This window comes from Patescibacteria group bacterium (assembly GCA_026397045.1).
Taxonomy (GTDB): domain Bacteria; phylum Patescibacteriota; class Saccharimonadia; order CAILAD01; family BJGX01; genus JAPLVO01.
The window spans coordinates 1-15,488 of record JAPLVO010000016.1 but is presented as its reverse complement, the minus strand read 5'-3'; the positions used below and the strand labels follow the sequence as shown (position 1 = coordinate 15,488).

Sequence of the window (15,488 nt, the reverse complement as noted above, 5' to 3'; positions counted from 1 at the left end):
GCCGAACCATCAGCCATCGGAGCTCGCTCATCCCATTCCTCATCAATTTCTAGCGGACTATATATATCTTTCATGTAGCAATTCCTTTCGATAAACTATTCATACAAGTTATCCTTATTGTAGTGATTATTATACCGACTGTCAAACTTCTTATTCTCGCCAGACCGAAGTTAAAAATGATATAATTATCGTAAATGAAATCTTCAACTAAGCCAGAACTCAGCAAGGCATACAACCCAGCAGACCATGAAGCCGCTATTTCTAAGCTTTGGGAGGACTCTGGGTCTTTTAAGCCGGCTGGTGACTCATCCAAGAAGCCTTTTTCTATCATTATGCCCCCACCCAACGCCAATGGAGTATTGCACGCTGGCCACCTGATGTATGTGGTAGAAGATATCGCAACACGCTTTGCTCGTATGCAAGGCCGCCCTACCCTGTGGCTACCTGGTACGGATCACGCTGGTATTGAAACACAGTATGTGTACGAGAAGGAGCTAGCCAAAAAAGGCCTTTCCAGATTCGATCTCGGCCCCGAAAAGTTTTATAACGAGGTAATGGCTTTTACAAAAAAGCACCAAGCAGGTGCGCTGGCGGGCTTTAAGTCGATGGGCTTTTCTGCAGATTGGTCTAAGCTAAAATTTACCCTAGACGAAGATATTATTAATGTTGTCTATGATGTATTTATCCGGATGCACAAAGATGGCCATATCTACAGAGGCAACCGAATTGTTAATTGGTGCCCACGCTGCCAGGCGGCTTTTCCAGATATCGAAACCGAGCACATCGACCGCGATGATGCTATGTATACGCTTGATTATGGCACAATCAAAATTGCCACTACTAGGCCAGAAACCATCTTTGCCGATGTGGCAGTGGCAGTTAACCCAGAAGACCCCAATTACAAAGCCTTGATTGGCAAAACCGCCACTATCCCACTTGTCGATAGGATCATTGCTATTATTGGTGATGCACATGTTGACCCCGACTCTGGAACTGGCGCACTTAAGGTTACTCCAGCCCACGACAAGAACGATTATGAAATTGGTCTGCGCCATAACTTAGCCGAAATCAGTGTCATTGATGAGCAAGGCAAAATGATCAATGTCCCAGAGCAATTCGCGGGCATGGAGGTACTAGAAGCCCGCCAGGCTGTTGTTGCGGCTCTCAAAAAAGCTGGCAAACTAATCAACACCACCCCCCTAACCCACGCCGTGGCCACCCATGACCGCTGCAAAACACCGATTGAGCTAATTATGTCCGAGCAGTGGTTCTTGCGCGTTAAAGAGCTTAACAAACCAGTTATTAGTGCCCTCAAGAACGACAAAATAACCATCTACCCTTCTAGATACAAGAAGGTTGCCTTAAACTGGCTCAATCAAGAGCACGACTGGTGTATTTCCCGCCCAGGCTGGTGGGGAATTAGAATTCCTGTCTTTTATAAGACAAGCAATGATCCAGATAAAGACGCCTATATAATTGCCAAGGATGAAGCCGAAGCTAGCAAGTACTATGGAAAGGGTAATTACCGAGCTGAAACCGACACTTTTGATACCTGGTTTTCCAGTAGCCAGTGGCCCTATGCTACTCTCATGACATCTGGCGAGGGGGATCTAGACACCTTCTACCCTACTAGCCTAATGGGCACTGCTGCCGAAATCCTACACAAATGGGTAACGCGCATGGTGATGTTCGGAATCTATACAACAGGCAAAATTCCGTTCGAAAGCGTCTATTTATGGGGTACCGTTACCGATGAAAAAGGCCAAAAACTCTCTAAGTCCAAGGGAAATTATGAAGATCCCATGGCTATAACTGCGAAATACGGTACCGATGCCTTAAGAATGGCTCTCTCGATAGGCATAAGCGCGGGTAATAATGGCTCTCTTCGTAACGAGAAGGTACAGGGCTATCGCAATTTCTGCAATAAGCTATGGAATGTCAGTAGATTTACCATAGCCAAGGTACCAGAAAGAGTAAGCATCACAAACGCCAAGCTACTCTCCCCCGCCGACAGCTGGATGGTAGGCAAGCTCAATGCCGCAATCCAGTCGGTAAGCAAGGATATCGAGGCCTATCGGTTTTCAGAGGCCGGTCAAACTGTCTACTCCCTGCTTTGGGATGATTTCGCCGACAAATATATAGAATACTCCAAGCAATCACCAAATAGCGCTCTGCTCGCCTACTGCCTTGACACCATACTGAGGCTGGCTCACCCATTCGCCCCGTTTGTCACAGAGGCTATTTGGCAAAGTTTGATGTGGACAGATTCTAATCTGATAACCGAACAATGGCCGAACATTATCCACAGTCCATCCACAGAGCACGGGGAGTCGTTTGAGCTCGAAATTATAAGAATACTCAGTGCGCAGCAACAAGATGCTAGTAAAACAGAGCTATCCAAGCTAAATAAGCAGCTACTGGCCAAACAAAACTTAGTAACTCTAGCAATAGCCAAGCTATCCGATAATGCATTTATAAAAAATGCGCCATCTGATGTGGTTTCGGCAGAGGAGCAAAGGCTGTCCCAGGCCAAGCAAGCCATTATAACTATCCAAAATGAGATACAAAACCTCTCCAAAGCTTAACTCTTTTTCTTTCAGCTGGGTTGCTGCGGCGGTTATTATTACTGCTGGGCTTTGGCTGGCAATTCTGATCCCGAATCTTCAGGCTTGGCAGTGGGAGCAAACTGACAAGCTGATAAAATCAGCTTCGACCATAGCACCGGCCTCTACATCTTTGCTCCGCCAAGCCGCCATCATTGGCTTTAACGATCCTATCGCGATCGAGGCCTTAGCAAGTAGCTATTGGAGGGCGGGGCAGTACCAAGAAGCCATCAATACTTATGACGCAGCACCAATTACTACCAATGATATCTACTTGGGCAACCTTTCACTAAAGGCTTCGGATCCCAGCTTAGCCAGAAATTTTTATAATAAGGCTAGTCGATCTGAAGAATCTTCTGAATCATTATCAGGATTGGCAATCGTAGAGTTTATTGCTGGCAATATTTCCGAAGGCTGTAATTATGCCAGTCGAGCCAAGAAACTCAACCTCAGTAGCCCCGCTGCTAATCGAGCTAACGAGGTTTGCATGATAGAGTCGGGTACCAGCAATCAAGCCACAAGGCAGCAGGCCTATACAGAAGCCAGCGCCCTAATGCTATCTAAATCACTTTCTTTGCTAGAATCCATTAACCCCAAAAGTGTTGACGATTGGACCCTAATCGCCAGGATCCAAGCTAGCCAGGGTAGCCTTACCAAAGCGATATCGAGTGTTAGTCGGGGGCTAGACCAACAGCCAAGCAATATCACTGCACTGAATTTGATAATAGGCCTATTGAAGGCATCCGGACAGGTAGGGGAGGCCAAGACCTACCAAATTCAGCTCGATGATACCTCGTTCGCTAAATTTAAGTAAAACTACTTTCACGTCAAACCAAAATAGTTATTTTGGGATAAAGAGTATTTACGCAAAATGTTCGGTATTAAAGCATATGTATAATGCCCGAATATTACAAAGTATATTTGACACAAAGGTTACTATATTATATAAATAATGATACCGCCTTGGATCATCCGAGTAAGATCTTTGTTAGCTCTAGAAAAATAATATATTTTAGCCTATACTCTATATGGAATTAAACGCATATTTATGACAAAGCAGTTCGTGGAGAGGTACCCAAGTGGCTGAAGGGGCTGGATTGCTAATCCGGTAGGGGGGAGTAATCCCCCGCGAGAGTTCGAATCTCTCCCTCTCCGCCAGTAGTTTTGCTTAAGTCATTATTCGGGTTGTTGGAGATTTGTTTGTTGTTCTTAACCAATAATTAATCCGAATGAACCGACAGGTGAATGTTTAATTATTGAGAGGAGTAATGCAGCGCCGACTGTTGGCAGGCTATTAATAGTCTGCCAAAAGTGTAAGCTGTAATTGCGACGATGGAGAGGTGCCCGAGTGGTTGAAGGGAACAGTCTTGAAAACTGTCAGGCTCGCAAGGGTCTCGTGGGTTCGAATCCCACCCTCTCCGCCATAAAAAAGTATTTGAAAATCGAATGTTTTTTTACGGACGATCCAAAAATCATAATATAGAGACCACAAGACTGCAGCAAAGCTGATATAAAGCTTAAGCCAACTGATCAAATCCGAGACATTTTCAAAAAACGCAAACAACAAAAATAGATAATCTGCCCAAACTAGAGCTTAGCTACTACTTTACAAGCCAGCACCACCGGGGCAAAGAATTTAACAGCGCATTGAATGACAGGATTCTAGAGGCGGCAAAAGAGGAGTCCGTTTTGCCACTACAGGAAACCCGATAATGGTTCATTACCTTGAAGGTAGGGGTTTTGATTTGATAGGTAATCCCTATAAAGGGAATTTTAGTCCACTCATTTATCTTTTCGTTAAATACAACTAGCAGATATAGACACAACAGATTATTTAGAGCATAATAAATATGAAGTATCATGAATATTGAGCAACCCCAAAACGATGAAAAAAAGCCCCTGTTCGAACCTATTAGAGCGGCTTTTTTAGGTTCAAAAAATGAGCCATCACAAACAGATAACCCTGCCGATACACAGCCCGCGGTCAAACAGGTGCAGGTGGGGGGAGTTAGTACCAACATGATAGGCAAGTCTGCCGAGAGCAAGCAGGGACCCCCACAGGAGCTGCGCGAACCAGAAGAAGTACTATACAGCTGGCAGGCTCCAGAGTTTATTGCCACCCAAAAGCCGGTTGGCTGGTACTTAGGGCTAGTCGGCTTCTTTGGTGCTTTAGGGATAATAGCAATTATTTTTAAGCTGTGGAGTACAATCCCTATAGTCGTATTATTCCCGATAGTACTTTCTATATGGGGGAATCGCAAGCCAAGGATACTGGATTATGCGATTACAAATTACGGAATAACCATCGGCAACAAAGAATATGACTACGACAGCTTCAAGTCATTCTACCAGTACATGGACTACAATCAGGAGACTATCGATCTTGTCCCTAGCAAAAGATTCGGAGTGCTTGTCAGCTTGCCTTTAATACCTCAAGAAGCCGACGAGATAAAGGAAACTATATCGCATATGATCCCCGAAATTGAACATCGCGAAGACCCAATCGACGCCATCTTTAGACGATTACGCTTTTAGCTTTAAAATAGCCCGTTTATCAGCTATAATAGCTATCGTTCGAGCGCCCGTAGCTCAGCTGGATAGAGTGTTGGCTTGCGGAGCCAAAGGTCGCAGGTTCGAATCCCGCCGGGCGCACCATAGGTTGTATTTTAGCTCAAGGGGCTAAACTACAACCTATTTTGCTGTCCACTAAGCCCTCGTAATGAGGTACCGGCGGATCGTTTCAAAGACATTTTCGAGACTTTTATTACTGCATTTATCAATCGTATCTTGGGTTGTGTGGAATGCGGGGTACTCAAGATCAATCATAAGAACGCTAGGAATGCCGGCCGCAATCAATGCGGTTTGATCATCTTTTATCTCGGCTTTCACCCCCTCATCGAACGAGTTACGATCGATACTCCGCCCGATGGCCCAGATGGCGTTTGTCTCTTCCCCGGCTTTTAGCACCGATAATGAGTCCTTATAAAACCTAAGGTTTTTATCACAAACTAGATCAGGGTTTATGGCCAAAATAGGTTTTTGCTCAGGGTACAAGCTCTGGATATTATCGGCAAAATATGCCGAACCCTTAGCGCGCCACAGCTCATAGCTACCCGGCTGATATTCCTCTGCATCGAAAAACACCAAATCAATTCCTAGCCCGCGCATTTCAGGGTTACTATTAATATCATCTGCAAGCCTTAGAAGCAGGGCAGTCCCAGATGCTGAATCGTTGGCTCCAGGAACAGCTAAGGCAGGGTTTATCGGGTCCAAATTGGCTTTCTCTTTGCTGTCGTAGTGTGTCCCGAGTATTATTCTTTTAGCTTTAGTGGGGTTGATTCTGCCGATAATATTATTTAGCTCTTGGCCGTCTGGATCGGTCCATACCTGCTCAAGCACAGCCACGCCACTCTGCTCTAGGCTACCTCTGATGTATTTTCTTAATTCTAAGTGGCCATCACTGCCCACATGCCTTGGACCAAGACTAAGCTGGTCGGAAATGATCGCCATTATCTGCTTTCCGATAGGGTATTTAACTCTGGTTTCCATAAAAATATTAAAATACATAGCCAGGGCTGTGAGGCTCAGTATCCCGACTACATACATCAATATTATCTGTTTTTTATTTACTGTCATTTATATTGCACCCCTGGGATTTAGCTGGCAAGCGCTGGATTATCCTATAATAGCCTAGCTGAGCTCTTAAATAATAACTGGCGGAGAGGGTGGGATTCGAACCCACGGAACCCTTGCGAGCTCACTGCTTTTCGAGAGCAGCACCTTCAGCCACTCGGCCACCTCTCCTTTATCGATACCTTCTTCGGAAACTTCTAAAATTAGGCTCGTGACTATAATTTTAATACAACCAGCGTGCATTTGGCTAATCGCTGGGCATTAAGTGGCCAATGCTGATACAATTTGATAATGAAATCTAAGCCGTCAGAGCCCGAAAAATCATTCTTATTTAGCAATCGCTTTAGATATCTCCTGGGTCTCTGCTTGGCCTTTACGCTACTATTTACCGTCACATACTATTCAATAGATCCAGATTTTGGCTGGCACCTGATGTCGGGAAAATACTTCATCGCAAACGGCATCCCCAGCAAGGATATATTCTCCTACACGGCCTCGAACTTTTCCTGGATCAACCATGAATGGCTCAACGACATACTAATTAGTAGTATCTACGGCGTAGGCGGCTATCTGGGCCTAGCTTTGATTTTCAGCGCTCTTTGGACCCTATCAATCCATATTGCATCCAGGCTGAAGTTGGTCTCGGTGGTGGTTCTTTCATCTATAGCCATGCTCCCATATGCAGGTATAAGGCCGATTGTCTGGACGCTGCTTTTTGTGTCCATACTCGAGCTAATACACGAAAAAGCTAATCGCAGATTATACCTTCTTATACCGCTTATACTGCTAGTTTGGGCCAATCTCCATGGCAGCTTTGTTTTCGGTTTGCTGCTAATTGCGATATGGCAGATATTTTACATTAAAAAGCTGCCCTGGTGGATTGCCGTTAGTTCATTTTTGGTTATATTTATTAATCCCTATGGGTGGCGAATATTCATCGAAATATTCGCGACCATCAGCGATAGCAAGCTAAGATTCAGGATATCAGAGTGGCGGGCATTGTTAATTCCGATAATATCGGCGCCTTATCTTGTATGGTCATTATCGCTGAATTTTAGTATAGCCGCGAAGCCCTGGCGAAAACTACTGTCTGTTCCTGGCCTGACACTTGCAATGGCCTTATCAAGTATTAGGCATCTGCCGCTTTTTATAATCACAAGCTCCCGATATATCGAAGAATACCAGCTTAAGCTAGCAAAGAAATACACCAAAGCCAAGAAACCAGCCGGAAGTGTGTCGTTATTAATTTGTGGAGCAGGCCTAGCAAGCATATTTATTTTCAGTACACTGATTATTTTTGTCAGCTCGGTGGTTAATAGTGGGGGAAGATACCCAGATCGTGCAGTTAGCTTTATCGAGCAAAATCCCTGCCAGGGCAATATCTTCAATTCCTACAATTACGGTGGCTACCTAATATGGAAGCTGCCCAATTACAAATACTATATCGATGGTCGCATGCCAAGCTGGAGAGAAGGCAAAACAGACTACTTCGATAATTTTGCCAAAAGCCTTACCCGCGACGAGTTCAGGCGCGAAGAGTTTGCCAAGTACAATATCAAATGCGTGCTGATATCCAGGGACGAGGCCACCAAGATTAAGCCTCGTTATCGAGCGTTGGTAGATCAGCTGCAAGATGAAGGCTGGGAGCTTATCTACCAAGCAAGCAGCAACAATTATGTCTACCTGGTGCAAAGGGACTCAAGCTAGCATGGTCGTTATAGTGCTAATTGTTATAGTTATAGTCCTGCTGCTATTTACCGCTAAGCTTGTCGATTCTATCACCAACGGCTTGGCACCGTTTATCTCGACCCCTCGCCAAAACCTAGCCGAAATCAACAAGGCCCTAGATATAAAGCCTGGCGACACCATGTGGGAGATAGGCTGTGGTGATGCCAGAGTATTAGCATATTGTGCCAGGATCAGCCCAGATGCCACATTTATTGGCCTCGAAAACGGAATCTACCCCTTCTTACTAGCCAAGTGGAACATCCGTCAGCTTAAAAATTGCCAAATCCGATTCGGGAGCCTCAAGACCACCAAGCCAATCGGTGCTAGCAAGATGTATCTGTACCTCTTGCCAGAGGCCCTAGATATTATTTATAAGGACATCCCCAAAGGCTGCTTGGTAGTTAGCACCGAGTATTGCTTTAGCCAAAAAATCGTTAATAAGTCTATTAGCTTGAAGCAACAATCTCGCTTCGCTCACAAACTCAGCCTGTATAGGTTTTAATCTACCTCTTTGCGGCCGCCACAGCCCAGACAGAGCTCGCGCCTGCTCGTATCAACTCCTTGGCACACTCGCTAATTGTTGCACCGGTGGTTATCACATCGTCCACCAATATAATATGCCTGGAATCAGGTCTGCCCCTAACGGTAAAGTTGCCGGCGACATTTTTGAACCTGCCGACACGGGAGAGCCCAACCTGTCTAATGTGGGTCTTGCGCAGTAGCAAGCTGGCAAAATCAATACCATTGATCTTGGCGTAGTGCTTGGCGATGATTTCGGCCTGATCGTAGCCCCTGCGTCGCCTGGATCGGCCATCGCTGGGCACAAAGCAAACGATGCTTCTGGCTTTACTATGCGGTAGCGTCAGCTCTCCAGCGAGGTATCGTGCGGTACTGCGTTGCCCCCGATACTTCATATTCCAAATTAACGATCGAGCAATACCCTCGTATCGGAACTGCACCGTGGCCCCCGATAGGCCGGTCTTAAGTTTGCAGCCAGGACAGCAGGCTCCATTGTCGCTTAGAGCATTGCACAACACGCAAGAAGGCTTTTTGGGCATCAAGTACTGTTCTTTACAGCTTCTGCATAAGCACGCTCCCTCGAGCCTACAGACTATGCAGGTGGCAGGCGATATTAGTTCTAGTATTGATTCAATCATCAGCTTGCAATAGGTTAAGGTTCTGATTATAATAGTAGCAACCAAATAACTAAGCAAGAATAAGGAGTTTAGTATGGCACGAAAAAACGAAGTAGATGAAGAAATATTAGAAGACGAGTTCCTGGATGGCGAAGAGCCACAATCAGAGGAGTGGATCAACGAAGAAGAGTTCGAGGGCCAACTGGCCGTCGATGTCTACCAGACCAAGGACAAAATAATCGTTAAAGCTCCTATCGCTGGAGTTAAGCCAGAGGATATAGATGTAGCTATCTCTGAAGATGTCGTAACCATCAGGGGCGATCGAAAGGACGAATTTGCGGTCGAAAAAGACAACTACTATGTCCAAGAGTGCTTCTGGGGCTCATTTAGCAGATCCGTGATACTACCGGCCTCGACAGTCGCCGAGAAGGCCGATGCCAGCCTGAAGGATGGCGTCCTGACTATTCAGATCCCCAAGGTTGTACAAGAAGACAAGGTTAAGAAGATAAAAGTAAGCCCAGCCTAAGTCGCTTTACCACCAAAATAAGACCTCGCCAGAGGTCTTATTTTTATTACGATCTAAATATTATATTGTCGGCTGGGTTTTACCTTTTCTAAGGATGGCCCTAATAGGGGTATTGGGAAATCGCAGAAGTTACTTTTTGGGCGCCCACCCTAAGGCTTATTGCAGGATCAAACCCGCCAAGCGTACTACTGATCATTTCGCGGATGGCCGAATCGCTGTCTTCAGAGTTCCCCTTATAATAGTTCTGGGCAGAAGGAACCTGCTCGGCGAAGCTGCCTATAAGGCTATCTTGCCGCTGGGCTAGGGCTAAATCCAATCTGCTCGCAGGCTTCATGGTTGGAACGGAATAAAGATTCATAATTTCATAGCTGGTCATAAAATTATAAAAGTCCCAGGCGATGTCTGGCTGGCTGGAGGTGGATGATACTGCTTCGGCCCAATACTCGCTATAATTAACAGCCGCGGACGGGTTAGCCTGCGGCACTTTGGCCATCTTAAAATTAAGCCCTGGCGATTCAGATTTTATCTGTAAGTATCGATATGGATAGTCTATGATCATGGCAGTCCTAGAGTCGATAAAGGCCTTAGTGCTGTCACCGAAGCCATTGCTCCAGCTGTAGTTAGATTTGCTGGGCTTAGCAAAGCTAGTATAGAATTCCAGAGCCTTAGCTGAGCCAGGATAGCCAGTTGGGTCGAGATTCTGAAAAGTAGCCTGGGTGGGTGGGCTGTTGGTCATAATTGCGCCATTTTGGATCATTAGTAGCGGCATAATACTAGATGCATTAGCTATCTCCGGGCTGCCAAGGGCAATCCCAGAGCTTAGCAGGCCATCGCCCTCCCTAGTAGTAAGCTTGCTATTGGCATCCAAAAGCTGCTGCCAAGTTGTGGGGGGCTGGTCTATACCGGCCTTAGAAAATAAATCGGCATTATAAAATAGGCCTAGGGTGGGAACACCATAGCTTACAGCCATTACTTTATCGTCTTGCACTAGATCCTTCACGACAACAGGCGCAAATAAGCTTCTGTATTCCTGGGGATCAAAAATCGCCCGCGGGGCTGGCTTCAAGCTAGCCCTATAGCGTGGCAGCCAGTCCGATCTCAGCATAAATAGATCTGGTAGGGTTCCAGAGTTAGCTGCCTCTGCCAGGCGCCTGTCATATTCGCCCAGAGGTATATTAATTATTTTTATCTCTACATTCGGGTGTATCTCCTGCCAACGCTTGATAATTGGCTCAAACACAGCCGGTCCGTCTACAGTGCGCCAGTAGGTGAGTGTTATTGGGTCGCTGGGGTAGGTGGTCTTGGCCCGATACGAGGGGTCGGTGGTACTAATCTGCTTAGGCGACAAAAATACACCGGCCACCCAAAAGCCCAATAAGGCAACAGCCACTATGCTAAGAATAGAGATAGTAAAAGTCTTAATGTTGTCTTTGTGGATTCGCATATACACATTTTAGAACACAATACTAAAAACCACACTACTTAAGGTGTGGTTTTTAGTATATATTATCTTCTAAAGAGTCTGGATGTTGGCTTTTTTGGATCAAATAGGATTTATAGCCTAGTTAGCACGAAATTAACAATGGCATATGACAAAATAGATATTACCAGGCCTACTACCGCGTACAGTATGGTGTCCTTGGCTGCAGTTACCGATTTATCGTTTCCCTGGCTAGTAGTATACCTAAAGCCTCCAATAATAATCACTATAACCGAGACAATCCCCGCCACAAATATTAGGGCGTTAACAATATTTGAAAGCAGCGGAGCTAATGCAGGAGCCAAATTTCCCCCAGCTTTTGTAGCACCCTCCTGGATGCTCTGGGCGAGGGCAGAAGTAGGCACTAGCGCTAACCCCGCCAAACTAATAACCAAATAAAGTTTTGCTTTTATGTCTTTCATACAGTAGATGTGGTATCAGGCAATAATTTTTACGACCCTGTTGTCAGGCCACCAAGAACGAAGTTGACTATCGCAAAAGATAGAATTGCAATCACGAGCCCTATGATGGCATATAGTATGGTGTCCTTGGCTCCAGTAACAGCTTTTTCATTACCCTGGGAAAATACATATCTAAAACCACCAATTATAAGCATAATAACTGCCACCATACCGATACTAAATATCAGTAGATTCACTATAGTAGCAATTTGACCTTCCAGGTCGCCGGTAAGGTTGCCCTGAATGGCCTCTGCGCCATTATTAGCTACACCTTGACCCCCATCAGCAGCAAAAACCTTAGTCGCCAGCAGGGTTGTGCCCGCCGAAGCCGTATAAATTGATTTTTTGAATGTTTGGATTTTCATAATTAATAATTTCTCCTTTTCTTAAAATAGATTATATCTAAAATAAATTTCTTATGCAACAGTATTTGACCCCAACAAACAGCCAACAGCCTAAGTAGGTGTACCAGTGGTGACGCCTGTGATCACGAAATTGACTATGGCGAAGGCTAGAATAGATATAATTAAACCCACCACAGCGTAGAGTATGGCGTCTTTGGCTGTAGTTATCCGCTTTTCGTTGCCCGCAGAGGTAGTGTACATAATCCCCGCAATAACTATCACCACCACACTGGCTGCGCCCGAAACAATTAATAAGGTCGACACGATATTGGATACTATCGCATCGGCAGTGACAGTGGGCAATGAAGGCGGCGGTGGTGGGAGGACTGGGGGGACTGGGAAGACTGGGTCTGCTGCTAGTGCTACAGGAGCAGCCAAGCTCCTGGCCGCGATAGCCACCAAAGCCAACATCAGCTTGCCGATAGGTGTAGTTAATTTATTCATGGGTTTAATTATATCACTTTGTTAGTTGAGTTTGAATAAATGACAGCAGAGCATAAGCCGTGAGTGATAGAACCAAGCCGCCAAGAGCCGCCACGATCGTCTTTTTAGCGGAAGTAATATTTTTTTCTGACCCTGCAGAAGTGGTGTAGCGAATACCCCCTACAATAACAAATATCACCGACACAGTGCCCGCCAGCCCAGCGGCCGCTCCAATGATATTGGTTATTAGTAGCGTTATACCAAGCGGTGCTAGGTTGGTGGTATCTTGGTTAAATATAGTATTCCTTTCAACACCATTAAATACACCATTAATTATGCCGATAATCGCGCTGGTTGATATTAGCAAAACAAGCCCGGTAGCCGCCTTAAATATATTTTCCTTGGCGGATTTTATCCTATCCTCGCTACCGCCCGAGGCAGATATCTGCACCGCCGAAACAATCATAATCAAAGTAAGCAACATACCAAAGAGCGCCACGAGTATACTAATAATCCAATTCACGAGTGGCTCAGCCGAACCTAGGGCAGAATTATTTCCGTCACTCTCAGAGCCACTTACGGCATCATTACAGATCTGTTGGGGTATTATAGTGCACTTAACTACTGGAACTTCATCAACTGCTCTGGCTTTAGGAGCCTGCCCAAAGAAAACCACTGCTAAAGATAGCACGGCAAAACACAATAAAAATTTTGAGAGCTTCATGACATTTATCATATCACAATATAGCTATGTCTTTCGCGCTAATAAACTCAGCCTACACAAGCACCAGCCCAATGGCTGCCCATATTGTGGGTTGCGGTATAAACAGTTATAATCCTAAATATCTTATGTATATAGTAAAAAAATTCCTGCAAATTTTTAGTGTGCTGCTACTGTCGTTTATTTCAGTAGTGTTGATTGGTATGGTAAACCCCCAGATCGCTCGGGCAGACGAGACGTGCGAATGGGGGCCAAACGCCGCTGGCTCTATGATTGTATGTGGTGGTGGAGATGAAGCAGAACACCGTATGCAAATTAATAACACTGGTGCAGATGGCTACTTTTACGTAAATAGTAATGGTACAGGCATTTTGCTCGTCAAAGCAGATATCAAAGAGAATGCAGCTGGCGAGGTAGTGAATTTTCGGTACAAGCAGTGTACTAGTGGAGTACTTAGCAGTTGTAAAGATAGGGACATAAAGCTGACAGTGGAGAATCCGCAGCGGTTTGACGAGACTAATACGTCGGAGCTGTGTGGGCCGCAAAACAAATTAGGTGATAAATGTAAAGACGCTTGGGGGGTGAAGATAACAATAGATCAGGCGCAATCTGACAAGCTGGCTTCTGCTAAGGCTAGCTTTAAGGTTGATACAGCTGGGATATGTGAAGCTTCTGGAGTAGCGCTATCATTCATTACATGCCCCATATATGAAGGCACAAGTAATGCCATAGCCGGGTTAATAGGTCCGGATGGCTTTCTTAATGGCTTCTTGACGGTAAATGTTAATCAAGGTAATGCAGAACAAAACCCGCTACAAGATATAGTGCAACAGATAATAGGGCTTGCTAATGCTATCTATGTACTTATATTTATATTGCTAATTTTTTCTGCCAGTCTGCCTTTAGGGCTCGACAACTATAGTATTAAGAAAATGCTACCCAAATTCGTAGGGGCAGTAATAATGACCCAATTCGCCTATCCTATAACTATCGGCGTGGTAGAGTTCTTCAATCTTCTCGGAAATGTTGTCCCTAATGTGATATTTAGCTTCATACCTTTAGTGGATAAGACGGCGGAAGCCCCTGGTGTCGCAGGCAGCGCCGCACTTGCCATAGGCCTGGGAGCAGCGCTGGCACTTGGTCCAGGGCAAGCTATCCTTGCGGGCATTTTTATTATTATAATCCTTCTGGCAATTGTTGCCCTTATCGCGGTTATAATAACTTTTGTATTCCTCACAATCAGGCTCATAATAATATATATCCTAATACTTCTTGCGCCATTAGCCTAGCTGGGTGCTCCCAGGCACCGAAAAATTCTTCACGAATTGGTGGAAGAACTTCATTCGGCTTAACGCTATGTTCCCGATGATAACAGGCCTACTGGCCGTTTCTATACTGCTCTCAAAAATATTCCTTGCGATTGGTGGTAGCAATTAAGTTGTGCTAATATTAATACTAAAATAACAATCTAATTAAAGGAGTTTAGCCGATATGAATGATGCTATGACACTAATAGCTCTAATAATCCCAATAATCGCATTATTTTTAGTTCCCAAGACCCTCAAATGGACCACTCAAGGGCTAAGTTCGCTAGCTCAAGGTGCTCTAGGGGTGGCGGGCAAAATGGGAGCAGGCGCAACAAAAGCCGGCAAACAGACCGCAAGAGCTGGGGTTAAAAAGGGTAAGGCAGCTGGCTATGAGGCCAAAGATAACCTCGCAGCCGCACAGTTTGGCAAAGGCAATAAGAGAATGGGCACGCTTCTTGCTGGTAAATTGCCAACCGCAAAAGGTATGGATAAAGCAGCCCAACAGATGGGAAACAGATCCGATGAAAAGTCCAAAGAACAGCAGCGCTCGCTAAGCTATAACGGCAATACGCTGGAGGGCATAGATATGGCAAATGAGGCTACCATAAAGTCGAGCCTTATAGGCAGAGGACTTAGCGAAAGTAATGCCAGCAAGCAAGCCAAAATTATATCAGCTGCCATAAAAAGAACCACAGATGCGGGTAGGCCACGACCTAGCAGTGGATATGATCTATACGGGGCCGAGCTAGCACATGTGTCGGCCGGCGGCACAAGCGAATTGCTTGGTGCTAATGGGCGTAATGCTTTAACGCAGCAAGCCGCCATAGCGGAGCTAGCCCAGCGTGGAGATTACCATGTCTTGAAGGAGCAGGTTGACAAAGGCAAAATATCCCAATCGACTATGCTGGCAGGTATTCAGCCTTCTATTGCTGATGCTGCGACAAAGGCCCCGGATCTTGTAAAGGACGACGCTGGGGGTGCCTTTGACACCATTAGCGCCGACAAATTCGCTGCTATGGATAGCAAGACGGCGTTTCGCTATGTCGATTATGTTAATAGTCAGGGT

General features: G+C 45.4%; 16 protein-coding genes and 4 tRNA genes. 12 read left to right on the top strand and 8 right to left on the bottom strand.

Annotated features, from left to right (window positions below):
* The first annotated feature begins 194 nt into the window (after nucleotides 1-194).
* The 6 genes from NT111_03305 to NT111_03280 all read left to right on the top strand — a co-directional run bounded on the left by NT111_03305 (nucleotide 195) and on the right by NT111_03280 (nucleotide 5,258).
* Complete coding sequence (locus tag NT111_03305) at nucleotides 195-2,585, top strand: valine--tRNA ligase (GenBank protein ID MCX6805013.1); 2,391 nt, start codon at nucleotides 195-197, stop codon at nucleotides 2,583-2,585.
* A complete protein-coding gene (locus NT111_03300) occupies nucleotides 2,557-3,417 on the top strand; it encodes a hypothetical protein (GenBank protein ID MCX6805012.1) in 861 nt (286 codons plus the stop codon). The genes NT111_03305 and NT111_03300 overlap by 29 nt, the downstream gene beginning before the upstream one ends.
* A gap of 251 nt (nucleotides 3,418-3,668) precedes the next feature.
* Nucleotides 3,669-3,761: transfer RNA gene (locus tag NT111_03295), tRNA-Ser, on the top strand.
* Nucleotides 3,762-3,937: 176 nt separating this feature from the next.
* Nucleotides 3,938-4,027, top strand: a tRNA-Ser gene (locus NT111_03290).
* 436 nt (nucleotides 4,028-4,463) lie between these two features.
* Entirely contained in the window at nucleotides 4,464-5,138 is a 675-nt protein-coding gene (locus NT111_03285) for a hypothetical protein (protein MCX6805011.1), read from the top strand.
* Nucleotides 5,139-5,181: 43 nt separating this feature from the next.
* Nucleotides 5,182-5,258 (top strand) — tRNA-Arg (locus tag NT111_03280).
* Nucleotides 5,259-5,309: 51 nt separating this feature from the next.
* Here NT111_03280 and NT111_03275 read toward each other — a convergent pair.
* Nucleotides 5,310-6,239, bottom strand: coding sequence for a M28 family peptidase (locus NT111_03275; protein ID MCX6805010.1), 930 nt, complete (start codon nucleotides 6,237-6,239; stop codon nucleotides 5,310-5,312).
* Nucleotides 6,240-6,317: 78 nt separating this feature from the next.
* Nucleotides 6,318-6,407, bottom strand: a tRNA-Ser gene (locus NT111_03270).
* A 120-nt stretch (nucleotides 6,408-6,527) separates the two neighbouring features.
* Here NT111_03270 and NT111_03265 point away from each other — a divergent pair.
* Complete coding sequence (locus NT111_03265; GenBank protein MCX6805009.1) at nucleotides 6,528-7,943, top strand: hypothetical protein; 1,416 nt, start codon at nucleotides 6,528-6,530, stop codon at nucleotides 7,941-7,943.
* A complete protein-coding gene (locus NT111_03260) occupies nucleotides 7,912-8,466 on the top strand; it encodes a hypothetical protein (protein ID MCX6805008.1) in 555 nt (184 codons plus the stop codon). Before NT111_03265 ends, NT111_03260 begins: the two co-directional genes overlap by 32 nt.
* 1 nt (nucleotide 8,467) lies before the next feature.
* On the opposite strand, the gene NT111_03255 is transcribed toward NT111_03260, so the two are convergent.
* On the bottom strand, nucleotides 8,468-8,878 hold the full coding sequence (locus NT111_03255) for a phosphoribosyltransferase family protein (GenBank protein MCX6805007.1): 411 nt from the start codon (nucleotides 8,876-8,878) through the stop codon (nucleotides 8,468-8,470).
* 97 nt (nucleotides 8,879-8,975) lie between these two features.
* On the opposite strand from NT111_03255, the gene NT111_03250 reads away from it, so the two are divergent.
* Nucleotides 8,976-9,134, top strand: a complete 159-nt coding sequence (locus NT111_03250) for a hypothetical protein (GenBank protein ID MCX6805006.1) — start codon at nucleotides 8,976-8,978, stop codon at nucleotides 9,132-9,134.
* Nucleotides 9,135-9,194: 60 nt separating this feature from the next.
* A complete protein-coding gene (locus tag NT111_03245; GenBank protein ID MCX6805005.1) occupies nucleotides 9,195-9,626 on the top strand; it encodes an Hsp20/alpha crystallin family protein in 432 nt (143 codons plus the stop codon).
* A gap of 100 nt (nucleotides 9,627-9,726) precedes the next feature.
* On the opposite strand, the gene NT111_03240 is transcribed toward NT111_03245, so the two are convergent.
* From NT111_03240 to NT111_03220, 5 genes are all read right to left on the bottom strand, one after another.
* Nucleotides 9,727-11,070, bottom strand: a complete 1,344-nt coding sequence (locus tag NT111_03240; GenBank protein ID MCX6805004.1) for an extracellular solute-binding protein — start codon at nucleotides 11,068-11,070, stop codon at nucleotides 9,727-9,729.
* Between the two features lie 110 nt (nucleotides 11,071-11,180).
* Nucleotides 11,181-11,528: a hypothetical protein gene (locus NT111_03235; GenBank protein ID MCX6805003.1), complete on the bottom strand. Its 348-nt coding sequence runs from the start codon at nucleotides 11,526-11,528 to the stop codon at nucleotides 11,181-11,183.
* A gap of 29 nt (nucleotides 11,529-11,557) precedes the next feature.
* Entirely contained in the window at nucleotides 11,558-11,932 is a 375-nt protein-coding gene (locus tag NT111_03230) for a hypothetical protein (GenBank protein MCX6805002.1), read from the bottom strand.
* A gap of 90 nt (nucleotides 11,933-12,022) precedes the next feature.
* Complete coding sequence (locus tag NT111_03225) at nucleotides 12,023-12,415, bottom strand: hypothetical protein (GenBank protein ID MCX6805001.1); 393 nt, start codon at nucleotides 12,413-12,415, stop codon at nucleotides 12,023-12,025.
* Between the two features lie 13 nt (nucleotides 12,416-12,428).
* Nucleotides 12,429-13,118 carry a hypothetical protein gene (locus tag NT111_03220; GenBank protein ID MCX6805000.1) on the bottom strand — a complete coding sequence of 230 codons (690 nt, stop codon included), beginning with the start codon at nucleotides 13,116-13,118 and terminating at the stop codon, nucleotides 12,429-12,431.
* 125 nt (nucleotides 13,119-13,243) lie between these two features.
* On the opposite strand from NT111_03220, the gene NT111_03215 reads away from it, so the two are divergent.
* A complete protein-coding gene (locus NT111_03215) occupies nucleotides 13,244-14,404 on the top strand; it encodes a hypothetical protein (GenBank protein MCX6804999.1) in 1,161 nt (386 codons plus the stop codon).
* A gap of 202 nt (nucleotides 14,405-14,606) precedes the next feature.
* Nucleotides 14,607-15,488 (top strand): hypothetical protein (locus tag NT111_03210; protein MCX6804998.1); only part of this gene is annotated, 882 nt, incomplete at its 3' end.